We start from the raw sequence: 23,970 nt of genomic DNA on the forward strand, positions 1-23,970 counted from the left end.
GCATGAGGGAACTGGGTGAACACCTACGCAAGCACGCGGAGGACTATCGCGATGCAGTACACAGGCACTTTTTCGCCACCGTGGCTGAATCCCGCCAAGTCTTTGCTCTGTCGATGAAAGAAACGCACCCTTCCATGGCCCCGGCGCTGGCGTGGGTGCTGGAGAATGTAGAGGGCGATGAGGTACAGGGGGATGTGGCCCAGCGCCTGGTACGCATGGGCCGTGATCATCGCCGCCTCGGTTTCCCGCCTGAGGTCTATCCGAAATTTGAGGCATCACTTGTTCACGGGCTGGGGGTTCTGGGGCTCACGCCGTACCAGCATGACGTCGCCACGCGCACCATTTCCCAGGTGTGCTCCATCATGCGTACCGCCGCACAGGAGGCGGATGTCGCCGGTCTTCCTCCCGCTCATAGCGCCCAGGTGGTGGCGGTGGAAAAGCCCAACCGGAACACCGCTGTGGTCCGGTTGGAGTCCGGTATGGCGCTGGACTACCGCGCGGGCCAGCACGTGCCGGTGACCTCGCAGCTCACGCCGGGAACCTGGCGTCCGTTGACCCCGGCAGCGCCTGCTGGTGATTCCGGGCAACTGATATTCCACCTCGCGCTGGCCGGTGAGGCTTCCTCCATGCTGGCCAAGGCGCAGCCGGGTGATTGGTGGACGTTGGGCATGCCCGCCGGTGAGCCGCCGCAACTCGATTCCGGAACCACCCTCATTTCCTTCGGTACGGGATGGGCGGGTGCCCGGGCGCTGCTTCTCGACGCCCTAGAGAACACCCTCCCCTCCGGTCTCCAGGTCTATGCTGTAGCACCTTCGCCGGGCGAGCACTATGACACGGAATTTCAGGCTAACCTGCAGGCCTTGCTTCCGGAGCTGAAGCTGCGCCACATCGTGCGGGAGGGACAGGACCCGTGGTTGCTGGGGGCGCAGCCGGCTGCCCACGGGTTTAAGCCTGTGGTGGCCAAGGAGCCGATGGAACCGGTGCTCGCCGAAGGGACTGACCGCCGCTTTGTACTCATCGGTCCGGCCGACCGCGTGGAATTAGCGCGCGCGGCCTTGCTCGCGGGTGGCGTCGCGGAAAAGGCTATCACCATGGATAGCTGGCAGCGTGGCCACGAGTGGGCGGCCTCCGCCGCGGAGCTCGACGGCTGGGGCGATGACTGGGAAGCCTGGGCGGCGTGGAAGAAATCCCAGTGGGCCTAGGCGCGCTGAGCGCCTAGGCGTACAAACGGAGCTTAGGCGTGCAATCGGGGCTTAGGCGTCTAGGACGGGGAGGGATTCGCGGACCTTCGCCACGGAGTCTGGCTCCACCTCGCCGTAGAGGATTTCCGGCTCATAGCTGGCTTCGGCAAGACGTGTGCCATCCGGCGCCACGAGAACGGAGTGCCCAATGCCGGTGGGCCCGGAAGTCTGCCCCGCCTTAGCCTTACCACCGGGGCGCGCTTGCCCTGCGGCCAAAATATAGGTCGTGGAATCAAGCGCGCGCGCCGCGCTGAGTAGGCGCCATTGCTCCAGCTTGCCCGGGCCATCTGCCCAGCTGGTGGGCACGACGATGAGCTGAGCACCCTGGCGGGCGAGCTCCTTGAATTGTTCAGGGAAGCGGATGTCATAGCAGGTGGCGACACCCACGGTGAGGTCACCGGCATCGAAGGCAACGAGTGACTCGCCCGGCCGGACGGTATCGGATTCCTTGTACTTGAAAGCATCGTAAGTGTGGATTTTTTCGTAGCCGCCGAGAACACCAGGCCCGGCGATGAGCGCAACGTTGGCCACACGATTAATGGTCTTCTCCCCACGCTGGACGGTATCCGCTGGGGCAAACATTCCCAGCACCACATACACGCCGAGTTCTTCTGCCAGCGCGCGCACGGCAGTGGCGGTGGGGCCATCAAGCCCTTCTGCGTGTGTATCGAGGCGCCCGGAGTCGAAGCTCTGGGTGGTAGCTTCCGGCAGGACGATGAGCTGCGCGCCGTTGGCCGCGGCTTCCCGGATCTTGTCGAGCGCTGCTGCGAGGTTCTCCTCAACGTTTCCGGTACTGGTCAATTGAACTGCTGCTACCTTCATGCGGCCCACGGTAGACGAGCCCGGATTAGTTATCCACAGATTTCGTGGATTCGCGGTTGTTGCTCTTTACGGCGATAGGACAGTTGGCGCAGTCTCGATGCTATGAACCACCTCGACATCGACCATGCTGTCCTTCAGCAGATCCGTTCCCTCTTCGGCCACGTCTCGCCCGCCGCCACACCTTCTTTGAAAGAGCCTCCCCGTACGGCTCGCGCGCTAGCTCTTCTCGGCGCGCGGTGGGAGGAGGTGCGAAGAGCCAGCGAAGGGGATCGACGGGCGCGCCTAGGAGAGCTGGAGCGCTTCGTGGGTGTGACCCAGAGTCTTGATGTGAACCTTTCCGCACGCCTGGAGGGAAGCGAATGAGCGCGGCGAAAGAACTACGCACGGAGGCTGACTGGATGGTAAATTCTGCTTCTGAACTCGAACTTTATGTCACTGACTCACACCATCGTTGGGCAGGCCTAGCGATATCAGGAGCTGCTGCCGATGCCGCGCGGCGCGCATTGCAGCGCGCCACCGATACGCTGTTAGAACCCGCGCAACAGATGCGCCTGGCCGCGCGGATCCTGAGCCTCTATGCGCCCCTACAGGAGAGAATTGAACAGCTGCGCGCACGCGCCCTGCAGCTCGCCGCGATCCCTGCATTTGCCGAGCCCGCCAGCGTGGCGCTTGGGCAGTTAGATGCGTTGGCCGACGTCCTCGATTGGGCCTGCGCCCGCCAATTAAACGCCTTATGCACTCCGGAGATGACCCAGCCACCGAGCCGCTTGGAGGATTTCAGCGACCTGACTCTCACTGAGCTGCACCAGGTCCAGCTGACCATGGCTAGCGAGGAGGTTCGTTCCCTGGCCGCGGCTAACCCGGATATCACCGTGCTGGAGGCCGGCCCCGGGCGGTTGGTGGCACTCGTGGACCCCGAAGGCATCGGGACCCACGCCGCCCAGGTAAGCACCTTTGTGGGTGGGGTAGGTTCTTCCAAGACAGCGAGCTGGCCCACCGCCGTGGAGCGCGCCCGCGCCATCGCGCGCGCCACCAATGGGCCCACGGTGGCGTGGATTGGTTATTCCGCCCCGGCCTCGCTGCCCCGCGCTGCACACGAGGACCCGGCGCGCCGCGGAGCTGCTGAGCTGGGCCGCTTCCAGCGCGCTTTGCGGCAGCGCTTTCCGCACGCACAGCATATCCTCCTGGGCTACTCCTATGGCTCTGTGGTGGTGGGCAAGGCGGCGCAGCAGGACTATGCTGCGGATGACATCGTGCTCGTCGGCAGCCCGGGCGCTTCCGTGGCTAGTGCCTCGCAGCTACACGGCCGGGTGTGGAGCGCGCGGAATACCGAGGACCCCATCGCGATTGCCACCGGACCGCGCGGCGGAATCCACGGCCCTGATCCCTCCTCCCCCGCTTTTGGCGCCGCCCCTCTGCCCGGCGCCAACGGCCTGCCGGGGGATCATGGTTCCTATTGGAAAGACCCCGCATTTCTGCGGGGTCTGGGCATCATCGCGCAACGCTTTTAGAAGAGACCAGCCTGCTCCTCGGAGTAGGACACCAGCATGTTCTTCGTCTCCTGGTAGTGAGCGAGCATCATGAGGTGGTTCTCGCGGCCGATGCCGGACTCCTTGTATCCGCCGAAGGCGCTGTGCGCGGGGTACACGTGATAGTGGTTGACCCACACGCGGCCGGCCTGGATTTCGCGCCCGGCGCGGTAACAGGTGTTCTGGTGGCGCGACCACACGCCGGCACCCAGGCCGAAGTTGGTGTCGTTAGCAATCTGGATGGCTTCCTCGAAGTCCTTGAACGTGGCCACGGAGAGCACCGGGCCGAAGATTTCCTCGCGGAAGATGCGCATGTCATTGGTGCCACGGAAGACGGTCGGCTCAATGTAGTAGCCGTTCTCTAGGCCCTCCACCTTGTTCACATGGCCACCGATGAGGGTCTCCGCACCTTCCTTCGGGCCGATCTCGAGGTATTCGATGATCTTGTCCATCTGCTCCTGGGAAGCCTGCGCACCCATCATCGTTTCGGTGTCGAGCGGGTGGCCGATCTTGATCTTCTTCACGCGCTCCACGGCCAGCTCCAGGAACTTGTCCGCGATGTCCTCGTGGATCAGCGCGCGCGATGGGCAGGTGCAGACCTCACCCTGGTTGAGCGCGAACATGACGAAGCCTTCGACGCACTTCTCCAGGTAGGCATCGTCCTTGTCCATGATGTCCGCGAAGAAGATGGACGGCGACTTGCCGCCGAGCTCCAGCGTGACAGGAATGACCTTGTCTGCAGCGGCCTTGTTGATGATCTTGCCCACCGGGGTGGAGCCAGTGAAGGCAATCTTGGCAATGCGATCCGAGGTAGACAAAGCCACCCCCGCTTCCTCACCGACACCGTTGACGATGTTGAGGACGCCCTTCGGCAGGAGGTCCTCAATAATTTCAATAAGCAGCAGGATGGAGGCCGGGGTTTGCTCAGCCGGCTTCATCACAATGGTGTTGCCCGCGGCCAGCGCTGGGGCAATCTTCCACGCCGCCATGAGCAGCGGGAAGTTCCACGGGATGATCTGCCCCACCACACCCAGCGGCTCGTGGAAGTGGTATGCCACGGTGTCCTGGTCAATCTGGGACAGGCGGCCCTCCTGAGCACGAATCGCGCCGGCGAAGTAGCGGAAGTGATCGACGGCCAGCGGGATATCAGCAGCGAGGGTCTCACGCACGGCCTTGCCGTTCTCCCAGGTTTCCGCGACGGCGATCTTTTCCAGGTTCTCCTCGATGCGATCCGCAATGCGGTGCAACAGGAGCGCACGCTCGGCCGGGGTGCTCTTACCGAAGGTTTCGAAGGCCTTCTCTGCGGCGTCGATGGCCAGATTAATGTCTGCTTCCTTGCCGCGTGCGACCTGGCAGAAAACCTCTCCGGTAACCGGGGTGATGTTGTCCATGTACTCACCATCAACCGGTGGTACCCACTCGCCGCCGATGTAGTTGTCATAGCGCTCACGGAAGTTCACGATGGCATCAGGGGTTCCGGGGTTCGCATAGAAAGTCATGGTCATCGCACCTTTCTTGTTGTCTTATAGGTCTCCGTCGGGCCTTCACCTAAGATGTCTCAGACACATTCACCTAGGAATGTGATAGGTCGCACAACGTTGAGTGCGAGTGTAGTGTTAAGTTTTGCAAAACTCACGTTTTCGAAAGCTATCCTCCCCAGGAGAGTTGCTACCCAAACTGCCCTCGTTGCCAAAGTTTCACGGTCCAGAGCAATTTTGAACAAGAACTTTGGCAACAAGGGCACGTGTTAAGCAACGAGCGCAGAGTTTCCGGCTGAGCGGGCTGTAGATGGGCCCAAAACGGAAGAACCCCCTCCGCGAAGGAGGGGGAAACTTCTAGCTGTCGCGGCGTCGATTACGTCGCGGCGTCCACATCACCACGGAGGTCGAACGCGGCACATGGACCAGCTCACCGCGCGATGGGCGGGCCTGGCTGCGCAGGCGCTCAACTTCTGCCTGCAGTTCATCGCGCTCGGCGGCGAGGCGGTCACGCTCCGCAGTCAGCTCGATGATGGATTTAATACCGGCCAGATTCACGCCATCGTCCTGCGAGAGCGCCTGAATCTTCCGCAAGAGCTCAATGTCGCTTTCGGAATAACGGCGCCCGCCCCCGGAGGTGCGGGCTGGGGAAACCAGCCCCATCCGGTCATACGTGCGCAGGGTTTGAGCATGCATGCCGGACAGTTCTGCAGCCACGGAGATGACATACATCGCCTTGGGCTGCGCCGCATCACTTCGGCTTGTTCTGTCCTTGCTCATCTCACACCTCCTTTAGCGCGCTACCGTATTACCGGCCCAACCGGCACGCGGATCGAAGCCGGAGTCCTTCTCCGCTTGCGCGTAGCTGCGCAGCGCCGAGGAGGCCGCCGCATCCAACGTGGAGGGCACGGTGACCTGCACGGTCACCATGAGGTCACCGGCCTTGCCCCCGCGCTTGGCCACGCCGCGGCCCTTCACGCGCAACGTGCGGCCATCGGGTGTGCCCGCCGGCACCTTCACGCGCACGGGCGAATCGAGGGTCGGCACCGTAATGGTGTCTCCCAAGGCCAGCTCCGCAAAGGACACCGGGACGGTGACGTGCAGATCATCGCCTTCCCTGGTGAATACCTTGTCAGGCTTTACCGTGACCGCCACAAAGAGGTCACCGGAAGGCGTGCCGTTCGGACCAGCTTCACCCTGACCAGCGAGGCGCACCTTCTGGCCATCAATCACTCCAGCGGGGATACGCACCGTAATCGAGCGGGTGCGATGCACCGTTCCGGAACCGGAGCAATCCGGGCAGGGATCCTCAGCGCGCTGACCAGTGCCATCGCAGTCAGCGCACGGCGCCGAGAAGCCGAAGGTACCGCGCTGCTCAGAGGTAAAACCGGTGCCGTCGCACGTCGAGCACGTCGTCAGCTTTCCGCTCTTCGAGCCGGAACCGTGGCACGTGGTGCAGGGAGCTTCGCCACTGAGCTGCAAGGGAATGGTGGTTCCCTTCGCTGCCTCGCGGAAGTCGAGGGTTATTTGCGTTTCGACGTCGGCCCCCCGCGACGGCCGAGCTGTGTGGCCAGCACCACCGCCGCGGTTGAAAACGCTACCGAAGATATCCCCAAGACCGCCGCCTTGAGACGCTCCTCGAGCGGATCCTCCGAAGATGTCGGAGAGGTCGAATTCTTGCGCACCCGGTCCACCCATGTGCGTGGATCGAAACCCGCCGGGAAACCCGGCGCCTCCTCTCCGTCCAAAGCCACCGCCGCGCATCATGGCCTTGAACTCGTCATAGTCCTTGCGGGTAGCTTTATCAGAGAGCACATCATAGGCCTCCGCCACCTGCTTGAATTTTTCCGCCGCCGCGGGGTTATCCGGGTTGGCGTCGGGGTGGTTCTGGCGGGCCAGCTTGCGATAAGCCTGCTTAATCTCTTCGGCGGTTGCGGACGAGGAGACCCCCAGATCCGCGTAATAATCCTTGTCTGCCCATTCTGGCTTAGCGTTCACTGGGCATCTCCTCCTTTCAGGAGAGTCGATAAACGGTTAGGTTTTAAGATTTTTTGCTAAGTAAAAATGCTAATTAAGTAGTGAAAAGAAGAGTGGCGCCAAGGAACACTGAGCCCTGACGCCACCTGCGATACCTATTCTGCGCTATCCGAGCTATCCGGACTATCAGCGGTATCGACTGACTCGGCAGGGTCGGCGATAATCACCATGGCGGTGCGCACGACGCGCTCGCCCACCGTGTAGCCACGGCGCAAGACCGTGCCGATGACCTGCTCGTCACCAGTCGAGAGGTCCTGGACTGCTTCGTGCACCTCGGGGTCGAAGGCATCGCCCTCGGCGCCGAAGGGGGTCAGCTGGTTATTAGTCAGCACGCCCGTGAGCTTGTCCGCAATGGCCTTGAGCGGCCCCTCGTTGAGGTCACCGTGTTGGCGTGCGAGCTCCAGGTCATCAAGGATAGGCAGGAAATCTGCCAGGACCTTGGCCTTGGTGGTCTCGATCACGGCCTGACGGTCACGCTCAGTGCGACGGCGGTAGTTGGTGTACTCCGCGTTGAGACGCTGCAGATCCTCGGTGCGCTCAGCCAGCTGAGCCTCCAGGGAGTTCTCAGCGCTGGCGTCGTCATCAGCGATGTCGCGAGCGGCATCCTCAACCGCAGCCTCTGCCTCAGCGGTGCCCGCGGTGGCAGCATCAGCCTGTGCCTCAGCAGCCTCATCCACGGCGCCGTCGGCCGAAGCAGCCTCTGCGGCGGCAGCCTCCGCAGCCTCAGCGGAGGTTGCCTCGGGGTCGGTGTTGGCCGGGTTGCCCGGGTCCTGAGGGGAGGTCATGGTTTACTTCTCCTTGTTCTCGTCGTCCTCGTCGACAACCTCGGCGTCGACGACGTTGGGGTCACCAGCGGTCTCGCCAGCAGCGGCACCCTCGGCGCCTGCCTCAGCAGCCTGGGCCTCGTACAGGGCCTTGCCCAGCTCCTGGGACTCGGTGCCAAGCTTTTCGACGGCCGACTTAATTGCCTCAATGTCATCGCCCTTCAGCGCCTCGTCGACGGCATCGGCGGCCTCAGTCACGCGGGTCTTGAGGTCCTCCGGCAGCTTGTCGGAGTTCTCGTCCATGAACTTGCGGGTCTGGTAGGAGGTGGATTCCGCCTGGTTGCGGGTCTCCTGCTCCTCGCGGCGCTTCTTGTCCTCTTCGGCGTGTGCCTCGGCGTCCTTGACCATGCGGTCGATCTCCTCCTGGGAGAGGCCGGAACCATCCTGAATCTTGATGGTGTTTTCCTTGCCGGTGGCCTTGTCCTTAGCGGAGACGGAGACGATGCCGTTGGCGTCGATGTCGAAGGTGACCTCAATCTGCGGTACACCGCGCGGTGCCGGAGCAATGCCACCGAGCTCGAAGGAACCGAGCAGCTTGTTGGCGGAAGCCATCTCGCGCTCGCCCTGGTAGACCTGAATCTGCACGGAAGGCTGGTTGTCATCAGCCGTGGTGAAGGTCTCCGACTTCTTGGTCGGGATGGTGGTGTTGCGCTCGATGAGCTTGGTCATCACGCCACCCTTGGTCTCGATGCCGAGGGAGAGCGGGGTGACGTCGAGAAGCAGCACGTCCTTGACCTCACCGCGCAGCACACCTGCCTGCAGAGCAGCGCCGACTGCCACGACCTCATCCGGGTTAACGCCCTTGTTCGGGTCCTTGCCGGTCATTTCCTTGACCAGGTCGGACACGGCCGGCATACGGGTGGAACCACCGACGAGCACCACGTGGTCAACCTCGGACAGGGACAGGCCAGCATCCTTGATGACCTGGTTGAACGGGGTCTTGGTGCGGTCCAGCAGGTCCTGGGTGATCTTCTGGAACTCGGTGCGAGACAGGGTCTCATCCAGGAAGAGCGGGTTCTTCTCAGAGTCCACCGTGATGTACGGCAGGTTGATGTTGGCGGACTGGGAGGAGGACAGCTCAATCTTGGCCTTCTCAGCAGCCTCACGCAGACGCTGGACAGCGCGCTTATCCTTGGTCAGGTCAACGCCCTGGGAAGCCTTGAACTTATCTACGAGCCAGTCGACGATGCGCTGATCCCAGTCATCGCCACCCAGCGCGTTATCACCAGCGGTAGCCATAACCTCGACCACGCCGTCACCGATCTCCAGCAGGGAGACGTCGAAGGTACCACCACCCAGGTCGAAGACCAGGATGGTCTGCTCCTGCTCACCCTTCTCCAGGCCGTAAGCAAGCGCGGCGGCAGTCGGCTCGTTCACGATACGCAGGACGTTGAGGCCTGCAATCTGGCCGGCCTCCTTGGTGGCCTGACGCTGGGAGTCCTCGAAGTAAGCCGGGACGGTAATAACGGCGTCGGTAACGTCCTCACCCAGGTAAGCCTCGGCGTCGCGCTTCAGCTTCATGAGCGTGCGGGCCGAAATCTCCTGCGGGGTGTACTTCTTGTCATCGATATCGATGGTCCAGTCGGTGCCGATGTGGCGCTTGACGGAGCGGATGGTGCGGTCAACGTTGGTGACCGCCTGGTTCTTCGCGGACTGGCCGACGAGGATTTCGCCGTTCTTAGCGAAAGCCACGACGGACGGGGTGGTGCGAGAGCCCTCGGAGTTAGCGATAACGGTGGCTTCGCCACCTTCCAGTACGGATACGACCGAGTTGGTGGTACCGAGGTCAATTCCTACTGCGCGTCCCATGATCTTTTCTCCTTGCTTGGTTGGGTTTGTTCTTAAGTTGATAATGCGCGACTCAACTTCTGCCGCGTCCAGTCAGCGACTCTAACAGAAGCAGCACTCAAAGTCATCCAAACCTGAGCGCCGGTCACTCAATCTACACAACGCGGACAAACTCAAAGTTGTTCCCGATCGACTCAACTTTTTATTTATTGCCAGCACGCTGGGGAAATGAAGCTGCTCAATTGGCGGCTCACCCCACTGGGACGATTGCTGGCTCTCCGTCCGCATTCACAACGCGGACTGCCAAGCCGTAAAGATCCTCGATCAGGGCAGGGTTAATGACATCGCGCGGCGCGCCCGCATCCCACACCGTTCCATCTTTCATCGCCACGACATAATCGGCATAACGCAACACATGCGCCAAGTCATGAATTACCGCAACGAGGGTCTTGCTACCCGCCAGCTCTTTCATCAACTTCATGAAGGAATGCTGATACCCAATATCCAAGGCACTCGTTGGCTCATCCAAGAAAAGTACAGGCGTTTCCTGTGCGAGAGCCATGGCCAGCCAAGCACGTTGACGCTGACCACCTGACAACGCCGCCACCTCGGCCTCTTCCAATTCCTCAAGGCCTACCTCCGCTAGCGCACGACTAACAGCACGCTCGTCTTCCTGGCTCCTCCACCCCATAAATCCTTGGTGAGCGAAGCGCCCTCGCGCAACCAATTCTCGGACATTAATCCCCTCAGGGGCTACGGATTGCTGCGACATCACAGCAACGCGCTGGGCATATTTTCGCCGCGAGAGTAAAGCTGCGTCTTCTTGGCCAATATGCACCGCACCTGCGCTCGGTGTTTCTAACCGCGCAAGCACCTTCACCAGGGTGGACTTTCCACAACCATTCGGGCCGATGATGGCTGAGAATTTGCCCGCGGGGAAAGACACATCCACCGAGTCGAGAATTAACGGGGCAGTTCTGCCATAGGACATGCTCAGCCTTTCAGCCCTCACGCCCGGCGCACCGTCACACACTTTTTGTTCGTTCATTTTTACCGGCCTTTCACGCGCGCAAATCGGGATTGCCACAACAGCAGACCCGCAAGGTAGATGCCACCAGCACAGACAGTTACAAGGCCGGCGGGCAAAGTAATAGGGAAAAATAGGCGCTGCCCCGCTAAGTCAGCAGCGAGCAAGAAAAGAGCGCCGAGCACTCCTGAAGCCAACACCGGTGTCCTGCCTGGACGCGAGAGCAGGCGAGCCATATGAGGGGCCGCGAGGGCGATAAATGAGATTGGGCCCGCTATCGCCGTCGATACAGCGACAAGAACTGTGCCAACCAGAACCATCACCACACGTGCACGATTCACGTTCAGCCCCAACGAACTCGCCGTGCTATCCCCCAGGGCAAGCGCGTCGCACCAGCCACGCAGCAGCAACCCAGCGACGCACGCCACGCCTCCCAGCACCCCCAAGGGGATAACGTAGCCCCAGGACACAGCATTCAATGTTCCAGCCGCCCAAGTCGCCGCACCTAAGGATTGCTCCAACTCGCCACTTAGAATCAGCCACTTGTTTATTGCTGAAAGAAAGAACGTCACTCCAATCCCCACCACAATCAGCCTTGCTCCCGTGAGCCTTCCGGCAAATGAAAGCCCCATGATGAGTAACGCAGTAACAGTCCCACCCACCAACGCGCCTAGCGCAATATTAAATGCGGAACTAAAGCCCGCCAAGGATACCGCGATGACACCGGTATAGGCACCGGTATTAAACCCGATGATGTCGGGCGAGCCCAGAGGATTGTGGGTGAGGATCTGAAAGATGGCGCCCGCTATGCCCAAACACATTCCTACGACAATCGCGGCAACCACCCGCGGAGCACGCCATTGCCACACGACGGTGGCCGCAAAGTCAGTGCTATTGGGATTCGTAGCCACGGACCACAACGCTGCGCTATCCTGCCCGGCACCAGGCGAGAAGAGCGAATAGGCAGCAATAGCTAGCGCGACGATCACAATACCTGCAAAGGACAAAACACTTCTCACGCTCACAATCACAACCTCCTTCCAGCGCGATGGGACAACGCAATCAATACTGGGGCACCAATGAGCGATACCGCGACGCCAGCCGGCAACTCGGCCGCGATAAGAAAGCGACCAACAATGTCAGCACCCAACAAGAACAGAGGCCCGACCACGGCAGAGGCAGCGAGTTGCGCCCGCTCTTCATAAATTCCGCACAGCCTGACCACATGCGGAATAACCAAGCCAACAAATACAATCACCCCCGCTGCCGCTGTGGCCGTAGCCGCCAAGACCGTTACCGCTGCGATAAGTCCCAAGCGCGTCATCTTGAGGTTGATCCCAAGACTCGCCGCGGCTTCATCCCCCAAAGCAAGGGGCGGCAAGTGACGCGCAAAGACAATCAGCAGCACCACACCAACTGCTAACCCACCGGACGTAATCGCCACCGGTGTCCACGAGGCCACGTCAACAGAGCCCGTCACCCAAGCGCGGATACGTGCGAAAGAGTGAGGATCTATCAGGATCAGCGCGGAGGACAGGCCCTCACATACCGCCCCGATGGCTACACCTGCAAGAATCAGTCTCAGCGGATCAACATCGCCCGCTCTGCCACGCCCTACCGCGGTGACCACCAACATGGTCACTGCCGCACCGATGATGGCTGCGAGCGAAAAAGCAAAAGGTGATTGCCACCCCCACCAGCCCAGAGCAATGGCCGCGGCCAAGCTAGCGCCAACGTTGATGCCGAAGACTCCGGTATCTGCCAACGGATTGCGAGTCATAATCTGCAGGACTGCGCCAGCGAGAGCCAAAGCACAGCCCGCACACACGGCAACGAGAGTACGGGGAAGCCGCCTCTCCCACACGATCGAGGAAGCGATACCAGGCTGCCCTCGAAGGGCAGCCAACACGTCACTGAAAGGAATGCTACGCGCCCCCAACGCGAGCGACAGCGCAACACCGATACCGAGAATGGCAATGCCAGCAACCACTAGCCAACCAAGACGCCGGGCACTTCCTTTGCCGGCGTACACCCCCTGCTCAATCACCAACACCACCCAAATACCTTCATATGCTCACGTTTCCTTAGCTCGACCCAATTTAGGTTAGGCTACCTTTTATGTATATTCGAAAGAAAATCGTACCGCGCACCCCACTTCTCCGACTCACCGCTGTTGGTCTTACCGCAGCGATAGCTCTCACCGGCTGCGCCAGCCTCGAAAACACCAACTCAAACGCTGACGCTTCCAACTCTGCATCCTCACCGTCAGAGAAAAAATCAGGAAACTCCAATTCAGCCTCGGGAAATGACTCCGTGGCCACCGGAGGCGAAGGTTTTGCTGGAGCAGGACAGAAAAGCCAAACCTTTGGCAGCGATGCAGCCCCTGGTCAATTCCCACGCACGGTCACGCATGCACGTGGAACGACCGAACTCAAAGAAAAGCCGCAGCGGGTGGTCGTTCTCGAAAGCGGTGAACTCGATTCCGTCCTAGCACTCGGCATGAAGCCAGTCGGCATGACCACGTCCAAGGGTCAGAACCCCGTCCCCGATTACATGGCCGACAAAGCAAGTGACATCGAAACGGTAGGCACGATCAACGAAGTCAATATGGAAAAGATTGCTTCACTCAACCCCGACCTCATCATCGGCTCGCAGCTGCGCATGGATAAGTATTATGACCAGTTCAATTCCATCGCACCTACCGTTTTCTCGATTCGCCCTGGATACACCTGGAAAGAAAACTTCCGACTCATCGGCGAAGCCCTCGGAGAAGAAGTGCGCACCGAACAAGTCATGGCCGACTATGACAAGAAAATCGAAGAAGTAAAGAAGGCCATTAAGGACGGGCCGGCTAGCGAAGACACCACCGTCACCATTCTGCGCTTCATGCCAGGCAAGGTACGCCTTTACGGGCGCCTTTCGCTCATTGGAACGGTGCTTGATGACGCCGGCCTCGCCCGCCCCGCCAACCAAGACATCGAAGAGCTCGCTACGGAAATCTCACCGGAGAACATTGACCAAGCGGACGCTGACTACATCTTCTACTGCAGCTACGGCGATCCTTCCGCCACCGGCCAAGACACTGCCATTGCCACTGAAGCTTTCCAGCAGCTTCCAGCGGTCAAAGATGGCCATGCCATCGAGGTCAGTGATGACACGTGGGCTCTCGGCTTAGGACCTCTGGGCGCACAGAAGATCGCTGCTGATCTCGCGGAGTATCTCAGCCACTAACACGGGGGTAGCGACCTCCCCTCAAAACAACACCTGTGGGATTGACTCACCCCAACTTAAGGGGCTAGCTTTCATGTAAGCGAGATGGGTTACACGTCTACGATTTTTGTGCGGCGGGCCATATCACGGTCACCGATTTCTCGCTAATCAGGCCAGGCCGCTGCCTGGCTGCTCCCCACATACAAGAAGGGTGGTCGCACATGAATGCTCACTTCATTAGGCAGCGTCGTTCTTCCGACCGGCCACCGGTTGTGTACGCCAGCGTTAAATAAGCACCTCTTTTTCACACAGACTGACCGGCACGGCGCAGAGTGTGCGCTCGTGTTGGACTAGAAAGTCTGCAATTTCTGCTTTCCGCAAGGCCGCATCAGTGCGCCTTAAGACCCATAAAGGTTGTAATCCATGACTAACGATGCTCACACCCCCGTGCCCGAATCCACCGACATCGACGCCGCGCTGATCGACGCCGCCGCGGCCCAGGCCCACTCCTGGCTCGCCTCCACCGCCGACGAGCAGGACCCAGCCACCGAACAACTCGCCGACTTATTGCGCAACCCGGACGGAGTAGCCTTCACCATGGACTTCGTCGACCGCGTCATGCGCCCCGAAGATGACAAGGTAGCCGCCCACGCACTGAAGTCCGTTACCACCACCTATGACGCCTCCTTCCTCGGCCTCATCAACGGTTCCCTCGTAGGCCTGGGTGGGTTCTTCGGGCCCATCCTGCCCAACCTGGTCATGCCACTGGCACGCATGCGCATGCGCCAGATGGTGGGCCACCTGGTCCTCGACGCCGAAAGCGATGCCCTTGACAAGACCTTGGACAAGGCGGCGGAGTCCGGCGAGCAGCTCAACCTCAACCTCCTCGGTGAGGCCGTGCTGGGCGACGACGAAGCGCGCTCCCGCGCCGAGCGCACCCTCAAGCTCATCAAGAACCCGCGCGTGACCTACGTCTCCGTTAAGGCCTCCTCCATGGTGGCCCAGCTCAACCCGTGGGATATCGAGGGCTCCCTGGTCCGCCTCAAGGAGCGCCTGCGCCCGCTCTATGATGCCGCCGCGCGCCGCCCCGATAAGGTCTTCATCAACCTCGACATGGAGGAATACCACGACCTCCACCTCACGGTGCGCCTGTTCACCGAGCTTCTCAGCGAGCCGGAGTTCACCAACCTCGAGGCCGGCATCGTCCTGCAGGCCTACCTGCCGGATACCTTCGACGCCTTGGCGCACCTCGCCGAATTCGCCAAACAGCGCGTGGCCGAGGGCGGCTCCCACATCAAGATTCGCATCGTCAAAGGCGCGAACCTGTCCATGGAGCACGTCCAGGGTGAAATCCACGGCTGGCCGGCAGCGCCCTATGCCACCAAGGATGAGGTGGACGCCAACTACTACCGCCTGCTCGATTACATCCTGCGCCCCGAGTTCGCTGACTGCGTGCGCATCGGCGTGGCCACACACAACCTCTACACCGCGGCCTTTGCCTACAAGCTGGGCACCAAGCGCGGCGTCATGCGCATGATGGATTCCGAGATGCTCCAGGGCATGTCCCCGGCCCAGCAGACCGCGGTACGCAAGGCCTTCGAGGGCCGCCAAATCCTCTACACCCCGGTGGTGCACATGGAGGACTTCGATGTCGCGGTCTCCTACCTGGTGCGCCGTTTGGAGGAGAACTCTGCGCCGCAAAACTTCCTCTACGCTCTCTTCGCCCCGGAGGAGCAGGCGCTGAAGGACCAAGAGGAGGTCTTCCGCGAGGCCGTCGAGCAGCGCTGGGATACCTTCGCCGGCCCGCGCCGCACCCAGAACCGCTTGGAGGAGGCCGAGCAGGCAGCCGGCCGCCAGGCACCGCGCACCGGGCGCTTCGCTAACGAGCCGGACACCGACCCAGCTCTGGAAGCCAACCGCGAGTGGGCGCTTAAGGCTCTGGCCACCGACCCGGGTGAGCACGGGGTGGAGGAAGTGACGGAGACTGGGGTCGTCGACAAGCACGTGGCCCGCGCCGCCGAGCTCGGTGCCGAGTGGGGTGCGCGCCCTGCCGAGGACCGCGCCCGCGCGCTCGAGGCCGTGGCCGATGAGCTGGCCAACCGCCGCGGCGAGTTCATCTCCGTCGCCGCCTACGAGGCCAACAAGACCGTCACGCAGACTGACCCGGAAATCTCCGAGGCCATCGACTTCTGCACCTACTATGCCCAGTCCGCACGCCTGCTGGAGAGCTACGCCGCCGAGTTCACGCCCTACCGCGTGACCGTGGTGACCCCGCCGTGGAACTTCCCGGTGGCCATCCCCACCGGCGGCATTGCGGCGGCTCTCGCTGCGGGTTCCGCCGTCATCATCAAGCCCGCGCCGCAGGTCGTGCACTGCGCGAAGCTCGTCGTGGAAGCCTTCCGCGCCGGCCTCGAGGCACAGGGCCTCGACCCGGATCTGGTCCAGCTCGTCTTCACCGACGAGGGCGACGCCGGCCGCGCGCTGATCTCCCACGCCGACGTCGACGCCGTCATCCTCACCGGTGCCTCCGATACCGGCAAGCTCTTCCGCTCCTGGAAGCCGGAGCTCAATATCATGGCGGAGACCTCCGGCAAGAACGCGCTCATCATCACCCCGTCCGCGGACCCGGACCTGGCCATCCAGGACCTCTACCTCTCCGCCTTCGGCCACTCTGGACAGAAGTGCTCGGCGTCCTCCCTAGTTATCTTCGTCGGTGCGGCCGGCGAGTCGCAGCGCCTGCGCTCCCAGCTTGTCGACGCCGTCAAGACCCTCATCCCTGGCCCCGGCTACGACATCACCACAACGATGAACGGTCTCGCCGAAGCCCCCAGCGAGAAGCTGCTGCGCGGCCTGACCCAGCTGGAGCCGGGTGAAAAGTGGCTGGTGAAGCCGGAGAAGCTCAACGAGGAAGGCACCCTGTGGTCGCCGGGTATCCGCGATAACGTGCGCCCCGGTTCCTGGTTCCACGTCAACGAGTGCTTCGGCCCAGTGCTCGGCATCATGCATGCGGAGACCCTGGAGGAGGCCATCGAGTGGCAGAACTCCACCGGTTATGGCCTGACCGGCGGCATCCACACGCTGGATAATGAGGAGATCGACTACTGGCTCGAGCGCGTCGAAGTGGGCAACGCCTACGTCAACCGCGGCATTACCGGCGCGATTGTGCAGCGGCAGTCCTTCGGCGGCTGGAAGCAGTCCGTCATGGGCCCGGGCGCCAAGGCCGGTGGCCCGAACTACGTGGCCCAGTTCGGCACCTGGTCCGAGGGGCCGCTGCGCCCCTTCGACGTGGATATCTCCCAGCCGGTGGCGGCCCAGCTGCGTGCCTTCGGCGAGCTGGGCTTCTCGGAGGAGGATACCGCTTGGCTGTGGCGCGCAGCAGAGCTCGACGAGTTGGCTTGGCAGCAGGAGTTCGGCCGCCAGCACGACCGCGCAGGTCTGGTCAGCGAGGCCAACGTCTTCCGCTACCGCCCGGTACTCACGCCGCTGCAGGTACGCATTGGTTCCGATGCCGAGCTTCGCGACGTCTCCCGTCTCGCCCTCGCCGCCACCCGCACCGACTCCCCGGTGCGCTTCAGCGCCGCCCCGGAAAAGGCCGCGGAGCTGCGCGAGCTGGGCTTTGATGTCGATGCCGTGGAGGCAGAAACCTTTGCCCGCGAGGTCGCTCGTCTAGAGTCCGGCCGCGTGCGTGCAGTGGGCTCTGTCGAGCCGGGCGTCTTTGAGGCGGCGGTGGAATCCAACTCCGTGGTCCTGGATCAGCCGGTGCTGGCTGATGGCCGCCGCGAGCTGCTGCCCTTCCTCCTCGAGCAGGCAGTCTCGGTAACGATGCACCGCTTCGGCATCATCCGCCAGGTAAGCAGCATCCGCGCATAGTTCGTTTTCTGCGCTCATATGAGAAGATGGAGCGCATGACAAACAACAATGATGACGGTGCCCGCTCGGGCACGTCCTCCACGGCCTCTGACGCGGCGGCTTCTGCCGCCGCGGAGCCCATTAATGAAGAAGCTACCCTCCCGGTGTCGAAGACCGATGACAAGTCTCGCGTCCTCGGGCGCGATGCCATCTCCTTGGCCAAGGTGTGCTTGATCTTCATCATCGTGGTGGCGGGCGTCGGCCTGGCCGGCTACCTGCTGAAGTTCATCTGGGTGGGCCTGCTGCCGGTCATCCTGGCCATTTTGGTGTGCACGGTGCTCTTCCCCGTGACCAACTGGTTGCGCGCGCACAAATTCCCCCGCGCGCTGGCCTCCATCACCACGCTGCTGGGCTTTTTGGCCATCATCGGCGGCGTCTTCGCGGCGATGGCCCCGGTCGTCTCCTCTCAGGGCGCGTCCTTGGTCAATCAGGCTGAAGGCGGCTTGAACAAGCTCGTCGATATGGCCAAGGACCTACCTTTCGATATTGATGCCGCGAAAGTCCAGGAAGTACTTGATGACGCCATGACCTTCATCAAGGGCCAAGCTTCCAACATCGCCACCGGGGTGATTTCCGGTGTATCGATGGCCAGCTCCATCGCCATGGCGCTCGCCATCATGCTCTTCGTAGCCTTCTTCATCCTCAAGGACGGCGATAAGTTCCTGCCGTGGCTGCGCACCTACACCGGCTACTCCGCCGGCTGGCACGCCACCGAGCTGCTGACTCGCGTGTGGAACACGTTATCTGGCTTCATTCAGGCGCAAGCAGCCGTCGCGGCCGTCGACGGCATCCTCATCGGCCTCGGCCTCTGGGTTCTCCAGGTACCGCTGGCCCTTGTCATCGGCGTAGTTACGTTCTTCGCCAGCTTCATCCCGGTCATTGGCGCTGTCACTGCGGGCGCTTTGGCCGTCATCATCGCGCTGGTCTCCGATGGGCTGACGAAGGCCTTGCTCGCCTTGGCTCTCATCATCATCGTCCAGCAGGTGGAGGGCAACGTCCTCCAGCCGATGCTGCAATCCAAGGCCATGGGCCTGCACGCCGCCATGGTGCTGCTCTCCGTCACGGTCGGCTCCGCCTTGGCCGGCATCATCGGCGCCTTCCTGGCTGTGCCGGTGGCTGCCACCATTGCCGTGGTCTTCCGCTACCACCAGGAGATGGCCAGCCTGCGTGCCGGCGAAATCGAAGCTAAAAACATTAAGATTTCCACGGCGGAGGGCCATGAGGACGTCATGGAGCTCTACGAGAACCTAGAGGCCAGCGGCGCCCGCTAGCCACACAACCGGTGCATGGCTCTAGCCCTGGCCGTGCAACTGCCCTAGTTGCCAAACTTCTCCCCCACCACCCGCGGCGGGAGCGATGGTTTTGGCAACTAGGGCACTTTCCGTATGTGGGGTCTAATCCGCGGACACCGTGTCGAAGGCTACAGCCAGCTCCTCCGCTGCGCGGTCGAGCACCGTGGCCCACGAGCCATAGGATTCCTCATTAGCGGTATCCGAAACCTGCTTGAGCAGCGTGCACGGCACGCCGAACTTTCGACAGACCGCGGCGATGGCGTAGCCCTCCATGTCACACAGCTCGGAATCCTGGGCCAGACGCGTGCGGGTGGGGGTATCCGAAATAAAAGAGTCGCCCGTCGCAAGGGCCGCGGTGGGAAGCTTTCCGGAGGTTTCAAGCTCGATCACCTCGGGAAGGAGATAGCGGGAAACATCGCTGAGCACCTCTAGGTGGAAGTCGTGCTTGCGCACGTGGGAGACCTCGAAGACGCCTGAAAGATCGTCGCGAAGCGCGCCCGCAGTACCGATGTTGATAACCCGCTCCGGCAGTTGCTGTGCCGAGGCCAGCACCGTGGTCAGCTCGATGGCGGCGGGAACCGTACCAATACCGGTGATGAGCAGCGGCGCTCCTTCGGGAACGTGTGTGGCTTCAGCATCCACGGCGGCGACGAACAGTGTACGACCAGACAGATTCTCCATGCCTGCGAGACTACCCGCTGTCTCGAGGAATGCTCTCCACAACTCTGTTCTGAGCGGAGCGGCCGCTTGTAGGGTTCGGAACCACACCGAGACCTCAGAAAGGAGAACACCATGTTCACACCACGAGTTTTCGCCGGCGCCGCACTCCTGTGCATGCCGCTCATCGCCTGCGCCATCCCTGAAGAAGCCCAGGCCAGCCCCGTAGTCTGCGAGGCCGGCAACCCCCAGGCGGCTTTCGATGACAACGTTGCCCACGTTCCTCAATGGCATGGCCACGAGTGGGCGCTGGTTGATTCTTCCCACTTCGATCCTTGCGCGGCCTTAAGCTGGCAGACCATCTCTATCAAGGGAGCCACGGCCTCCTCGCCGCACCACATCATGCTCTTCCACTATGGCGAGTACCTCGGCACCGCCACTGCTGAGCCTTATGGTTTCTTCCCCGACGTCGAGCAGGTCAATCACAACGAGATTTCCGTGACCTACCACTGGCCACAAGATGGCGACGCCAATGCCGCACCGACGGGTACGTCAAAGGCCAACTTCCGCTGGGATGAAGCCCAGAACAAAGTCATCATGAGCGGCGACGTTCCGCCTAGCTAAGATAAACCGTGCGCCTCAAGGTGAGGCGCACATTCTATGGAAGGAACCCCCATGCTCCGGTCTGCTTCTGCCTTCGCGGGCGCTGTACTCATGTGTCTCCCTCTCGCCGCCTGTTCCCAGGCCGAGCAAGCCGATTCAGACACCCCAATGTTTAGCGCGGTCCGCAACAGCCCGGCGAGTGTTGCTGCCGCAAGCCCCACGGAAGAGGCCGCAAGCCCGGAGCCAACGAGCAACCAGGCACCTGCCCCGAAGACCGAAGAACCAGAGTCCTGCGAGGATATTGACGCTGAAGAGGCCTATCAATCAGGCATTGGCACCATCGCACCGTGGAATGGCTTCGGTTGGGGGCGGCCTTCTTCCTCAGAGTTTGAACCCTGCGCGGATTTGAGCTGGCTAATCATCGCCATCGAGGGTGCTACGGCCTCCTCACCGCACCACATCATGCTCTTCCACAAGGGCGAATATCTCGGCACCGCGACCGCCGAGCCTTATGGTTTCTTCCCCACCATCGAGCGCGTGAATGACGCCGAGATCGCTGTAACCTACCACTGGGCGCGCGAGGGCGAAACCACCGCTGGCCGCACCGGCGAGACGCACGCAGGCTTCCGCTGGGACGAAGGCCAGCAAAAGGTGATCATGAGCGGTGATGTCCCTCCCAGCACTTACTAGTCAAAACTCAGCGTCCGGTTCTTCTGCCGCAGCCGGATCGTAATGTTCTTTTGCGCCGCCCCGAGGGCGATCAGCTTCCCGGACAACGCCCGGGCTACTTGCAGGTCGGTCTCACTGGGCGGCTCTGCGGCAACGCTCACCGTGGGTAGCCAACTATCCTCCGGGTCCGGCGCACCGAGGTGAATGAGGCGCTCGCGCTCCACATCGATCCAATAGCCCTCGGTGGCCATGTACCTATCCTGTCCGCCGTCGAAGGAATCGCAGCGCCAACCGCCCTCCGCCACACGGAAAACGTAGGGACAATATCCGAGGCGGGAGGGCACGATATAGGTGGTGCTGGGGCTGACCCGCCAATGCCCGCGGGCGGAGCTCCACACTTGACGGTAGGTATCAGCCAGGCTCATGCCTAGGCGGAGGCGCTGCTGCCTGTCTTCGTCAAGCCCTGCCCCCTCCACTCGCGCGTCCAGCTCTCCTAAGTGCGTGGCATCGGCCACGTACATGCCCAACCAGGCCTCCTCCGGAGTGGTGTAGGGGCCTGTGATGTCGCGGTGGAAGGACTCTGGAATGGCTTTCTCGGCGTTTCTCGGCAGGCGCTGGCGCACTGCAAAAGCCCATAGCCGGGGATGCCCCATGCGAAAAAGCGTCACAGTCTCGCGCGGGAGAAGGTCATGCACCTGTTGCCGGGTGAGGTAGTCACCCGCGCTGATGCGGCGCACCAACTTCCGGGCTACGTCCGCCTCCACTTGCTGTTCCATAGCCGGGGCTACCTCTAGATCGGGAAGCTGACCCAATAGCAGCAGATCAATGATGTCCCCGAGGTCGAAGACAGTGGCGAGCCGTTTGGTGGTGTTCTCACCAAACGCCTCGATGGCCTCATAACCCAACGCAGTGCCTAACCTCCTCACCACATCTGGTGAGACGCTCACTCGGTTGTGCGTGGCATACAGTTCCGCTGCATTGAGGGGGCGATCAAGCACCAAGTCTTCTATCCCTTCTCCCCCGTTCAGGGGAATCGCACTGAGTCACGCGTGGGACTAAGCCAGGCACAGCCGGTTCTGCATTGGTTGCCTGCGGGGCGCCGAAAGACTAATCGATACCTCCACGACCCCTCACGTGAGGTCCATCCACAGTGAATTACTTCAAATAGTAGCAACTTATATACCGCGTTTGGATTAAGCATGACAATTGATCCCTACCCCTACCCTGTCTTACCTGCTTTCTGCAGCTATTTCTGACAGCCGTACGGATATAGTATGACACAGTTTCTCAATGTAACCTTGCAGTTTCCTCTCAAGGCTTTCTCTCTTCCAGATGCAAAGGAGTCCATCACATGACTGACAACAACAGCTGGGGCGCTCCCCCTTCCTCGCCCTCACCGGCGACCGCCCCGAAGCGCATCGCTGTCATCATCGCCGCAATTGTCGGCATCATTGCGCTGACTGCGGGCATCACGTGGGCTATAGCCGCAAACACCAACTCGACCCCTTCCTCCGACTCGGCCGCGGCGTCTTCACCCGAAGCTGCCCCAAGCGAACAGATACCGAGTTCGGAGGAAACTACTGAAACCACCAAAAAGAATTACACGTTCGTCGACGACCCCGAATACACCCGAGAACAAAAATGTGGCGAAATGGCTGACGCTTTCCGGGACAAGATTGATAACCCAATGACCGTCTTCTGCGACGATGACTGGCTGCTCCTCGCCCAAGAAAACAGCTCGCTGTATTACCTCCATTCCTGGGCAGGCAACTCATGGATCCCGCACGAGGCCGACGGCGAATTTTCAGACTCACACATGGACTGCTATGACCGAAAGGAATTGATTGAGGATGGCCTTCCAGAGCAATATGTCGATGACGTTCCCCTCTGCTCCTCTGAAGAGTTGGCCGCAGCTGACCAAGAGAAAGAGCTAAAACCAGGCTACTTGGGCGACCTCTGTGACGGAAGCTACATCCTCATTGTTGACAGTGTGCTTGTGCCCTACGGCGAACTCAGAACACCGTACGTCGACCAGGCACTCGCCCAGCATCCTGGTGCTAAGTCGATGCCGGGACTGGCCTGCAATTCCTTGCGCTCTGAAGTCGATGGTAAGGAGGTCTTTGCCATTTACTACGACGCCGGCCACAGCGTGGATGAGGTCTGTAAACTCAAGGCGCGGTACGGTGGCAACGCCCGTTCGCTCAACAACAATGCAGATTTCAGCGATCCCTGCTAACCCCTCGAAAGGATTTTTCGCCTCGTGGCACACTACAACCTCTATAACTCCCTCAACTTGGACCCTTCCGCTGATTCCGCGGCATTGGCCTCGGAACTCGAGCACCGCCTCGCCACGACGGATCCTTCCAACGCCGCGCTTTACGACGAACTCTCCACCGCCCACAGCATCTTTTCCCGCCAGGACCGCCGCGAGCAGTATGACCGAGCACTCGCGGATCCCTTTGGCCCCGAGGTGGACGTCGCCCGCATCCGTGAGATCGCCAACTCCGGCTCGGGCGTGCAGCTCATGCCGCAGCCTTCGAGCGCCCAGGCTTCCGGCTCCTCCAGCTTCAACGTTGATTTCTCCTTCCCCGTGGAGCCCTCCCGTCAGCGTGCCCAGTCGATTCAGTGGTGCATCGTGTGGGGTCTGCTGGCCTTCATGTGGATCATTTCCACCATTCGCGGCCTCGGCGCCCTCGCGGAGGTCGGCAACGCCAGCAGTATCGAGCTTCTGTACGGCGCTGATGACTACGTCGACGAGGCTAGCTCCGCCGGCGCCTTCTTCTTTATGGTCGCCGGCGGTACCCCGGTCTACCTGATGATTGCGGAATTCATCTGGTCCCTGCGCAAGACCTTGGGCCGCAAGCAGGCCGAAAAGACCGCCTAA

At 61.5% G+C, this 23,970-nt stretch carries 21 protein-coding genes; 10 read left to right on the forward strand and 11 right to left on the reverse strand.

Going from position 1 to position 23,970, the window contains the following annotated elements; all coding sequences use genetic code 11:
* Positions 1-2 precede the first annotated feature (2 nt).
* Positions 3-1,202, forward strand: coding sequence for an FAD-binding oxidoreductase (locus tag HMPREF2996_RS06950; protein ID WP_070730711.1), 1,200 nt, complete (start codon positions 3-5; stop codon positions 1,200-1,202).
* A gap of 51 nt (positions 1,203-1,253) precedes the next feature.
* Here the strand turns inward: HMPREF2996_RS06950 and HMPREF2996_RS06955 are convergent, their stop codons facing one another.
* Positions 1,254-2,063 (reverse strand): carbon-nitrogen hydrolase family protein, encoded by an 810-nt coding sequence (locus HMPREF2996_RS06955; RefSeq protein ID WP_070730713.1) that lies wholly within the window; start codon positions 2,061-2,063, stop codon positions 1,254-1,256.
* A gap of 102 nt (positions 2,064-2,165) precedes the next feature.
* Between HMPREF2996_RS06955 and HMPREF2996_RS06960 the strand changes: the two genes are divergently transcribed.
* Positions 2,166-2,426 (forward strand): hypothetical protein, encoded by a 261-nt coding sequence (locus tag HMPREF2996_RS06960; RefSeq protein WP_070730715.1) that lies wholly within the window; start codon positions 2,166-2,168, stop codon positions 2,424-2,426.
* Between the two features lie 35 nt (positions 2,427-2,461).
* On the forward strand, positions 2,462-3,574 hold the full coding sequence (locus HMPREF2996_RS06965; protein WP_246823000.1) for an alpha/beta hydrolase: 1,113 nt from the start codon (positions 2,462-2,464) through the stop codon (positions 3,572-3,574).
* Here the strand turns inward: HMPREF2996_RS06965 and HMPREF2996_RS06970 are convergent.
* From HMPREF2996_RS06970 to HMPREF2996_RS07005, 8 genes are all read right to left on the reverse strand, one after another.
* On the reverse strand, positions 3,571-5,091 hold the full coding sequence (locus HMPREF2996_RS06970; protein ID WP_070730826.1) for an acetaldehyde dehydrogenase ExaC: 1,521 nt from the start codon (positions 5,089-5,091) through the stop codon (positions 3,571-3,573). The two genes, HMPREF2996_RS06965 and HMPREF2996_RS06970, sit on opposite strands and share 4 nt — an antisense overlap.
* 336 nt (positions 5,092-5,427) lie before the next feature.
* On the reverse strand, positions 5,428-5,850 hold the full coding sequence (locus HMPREF2996_RS06975) for a heat shock protein transcriptional repressor HspR (protein ID WP_070448076.1): 423 nt from the start codon (positions 5,848-5,850) through the stop codon (positions 5,428-5,430).
* 12 nt (positions 5,851-5,862) lie between these two features.
* Positions 5,863-7,068 carry a molecular chaperone DnaJ gene (gene dnaJ, locus HMPREF2996_RS06980; RefSeq protein ID WP_070711614.1) on the reverse strand — a complete coding sequence of 402 codons (1,206 nt, stop codon included), beginning with the start codon at positions 7,066-7,068 and terminating at the stop codon, positions 5,863-5,865.
* Positions 7,069-7,202: 134 nt separating this feature from the next.
* The gene (gene grpE, locus HMPREF2996_RS06985) at positions 7,203-7,892 is read right to left on the reverse strand and encodes a nucleotide exchange factor GrpE (protein WP_070730718.1); all 690 of its coding nucleotides are present in this window, start codon (positions 7,890-7,892) and stop codon (positions 7,203-7,205) included.
* A gap of 3 nt (positions 7,893-7,895) precedes the next feature.
* Complete coding sequence (gene dnaK / locus HMPREF2996_RS06990; RefSeq protein WP_070448082.1) at positions 7,896-9,740, reverse strand: molecular chaperone DnaK; 1,845 nt, start codon at positions 9,738-9,740, stop codon at positions 7,896-7,898.
* A 229-nt stretch (positions 9,741-9,969) separates the two neighbouring features.
* On the reverse strand, positions 9,970-10,767 hold the full coding sequence (locus tag HMPREF2996_RS06995; RefSeq protein ID WP_070730720.1) for an ABC transporter ATP-binding protein: 798 nt from the start codon (positions 10,765-10,767) through the stop codon (positions 9,970-9,972).
* A 2-nt stretch (positions 10,768-10,769) separates the two neighbouring features.
* On the reverse strand, positions 10,770-11,777 hold the full coding sequence (locus HMPREF2996_RS07000) for a FecCD family ABC transporter permease (protein ID WP_010188671.1): 1,008 nt from the start codon (positions 11,775-11,777) through the stop codon (positions 10,770-10,772).
* Entirely contained in the window at positions 11,774-12,736 is a 963-nt protein-coding gene (locus HMPREF2996_RS07005) for a FecCD family ABC transporter permease (RefSeq protein WP_241760823.1), read from the reverse strand. Before HMPREF2996_RS07005 ends, HMPREF2996_RS07000 begins: the two co-directional genes overlap by 4 nt.
* A 128-nt stretch (positions 12,737-12,864) precedes the next feature.
* Here HMPREF2996_RS07005 and HMPREF2996_RS07010 point away from each other — a divergent pair, with 128 nt between their 5' ends.
* The 3 genes from HMPREF2996_RS07010 to HMPREF2996_RS07020 all read left to right on the forward strand — a co-directional run bounded on the left by HMPREF2996_RS07010 (position 12,865) and on the right by HMPREF2996_RS07020 (position 19,136).
* A complete protein-coding gene (locus tag HMPREF2996_RS07010; RefSeq protein ID WP_070730722.1) occupies positions 12,865-13,977 on the forward strand; it encodes an ABC transporter substrate-binding protein in 1,113 nt (370 codons plus the stop codon).
* Between the two features lie 402 nt (positions 13,978-14,379).
* Positions 14,380-17,826: a bifunctional proline dehydrogenase/L-glutamate gamma-semialdehyde dehydrogenase gene (locus HMPREF2996_RS07015; RefSeq protein ID WP_070730725.1), complete on the forward strand. Its 3,447-nt coding sequence runs from the start codon at positions 14,380-14,382 to the stop codon at positions 17,824-17,826.
* 35 nt (positions 17,827-17,861) lie between these two features.
* Positions 17,862-19,136 carry an AI-2E family transporter gene (locus HMPREF2996_RS07020; protein ID WP_201829018.1) on the forward strand — a complete coding sequence of 425 codons (1,275 nt, stop codon included), beginning with the start codon at positions 17,862-17,864 and terminating at the stop codon, positions 19,134-19,136.
* 123 nt (positions 19,137-19,259) lie between these two features.
* Here HMPREF2996_RS07020 and HMPREF2996_RS07025 read toward each other — a convergent pair whose 3' ends face one another.
* Positions 19,260-19,838, reverse strand: coding sequence for a nucleosidase (locus tag HMPREF2996_RS07025; protein WP_070730728.1), 579 nt, complete (start codon positions 19,836-19,838; stop codon positions 19,260-19,262).
* 111 nt (positions 19,839-19,949) lie between these two features.
* On the opposite strand from HMPREF2996_RS07025, the gene HMPREF2996_RS07030 reads away from it, so the two are divergent.
* Together HMPREF2996_RS07030 and HMPREF2996_RS07035 are read left to right on the forward strand one after the other, a co-directional pair.
* A complete protein-coding gene (locus HMPREF2996_RS07030; protein ID WP_070644537.1) occupies positions 19,950-20,438 on the forward strand; it encodes an LppP/LprE family lipoprotein in 489 nt (162 codons plus the stop codon).
* Between the two features lie 51 nt (positions 20,439-20,489).
* Positions 20,490-21,107 carry an LppP/LprE family lipoprotein gene (locus tag HMPREF2996_RS07035; protein WP_070730730.1) on the forward strand — a complete coding sequence of 206 codons (618 nt, stop codon included), beginning with the start codon at positions 20,490-20,492 and terminating at the stop codon, positions 21,105-21,107.
* On the opposite strand, the gene HMPREF2996_RS07040 is transcribed toward HMPREF2996_RS07035, so the two are convergent.
* Positions 21,104-22,084, reverse strand: a complete 981-nt coding sequence (locus HMPREF2996_RS07040; protein ID WP_246823001.1) for a hypothetical protein — start codon at positions 22,082-22,084, stop codon at positions 21,104-21,106. The genes HMPREF2996_RS07035 and HMPREF2996_RS07040 overlap by 4 nt on opposite strands.
* A gap of 353 nt (positions 22,085-22,437) precedes the next feature.
* Between HMPREF2996_RS07040 and HMPREF2996_RS07045 the strand changes: the two genes are divergently transcribed.
* Positions 22,438-23,322, forward strand: coding sequence for a hypothetical protein (locus HMPREF2996_RS07045; RefSeq protein ID WP_070730734.1), 885 nt, complete (start codon positions 22,438-22,440; stop codon positions 23,320-23,322).
* Between the two features lie 24 nt (positions 23,323-23,346).
* The gene (locus HMPREF2996_RS07050; RefSeq protein ID WP_070730736.1) at positions 23,347-23,970 is read left to right on the forward strand and encodes a hypothetical protein; all 624 of its coding nucleotides are present in this window, start codon (positions 23,347-23,349) and stop codon (positions 23,968-23,970) included.

The organism is Corynebacterium sp. HMSC066C02, from assembly GCF_001814945.1.
GTDB lineage: Bacteria > Actinomycetota > Actinomycetes > Mycobacteriales > Mycobacteriaceae > Corynebacterium > Corynebacterium aurimucosum.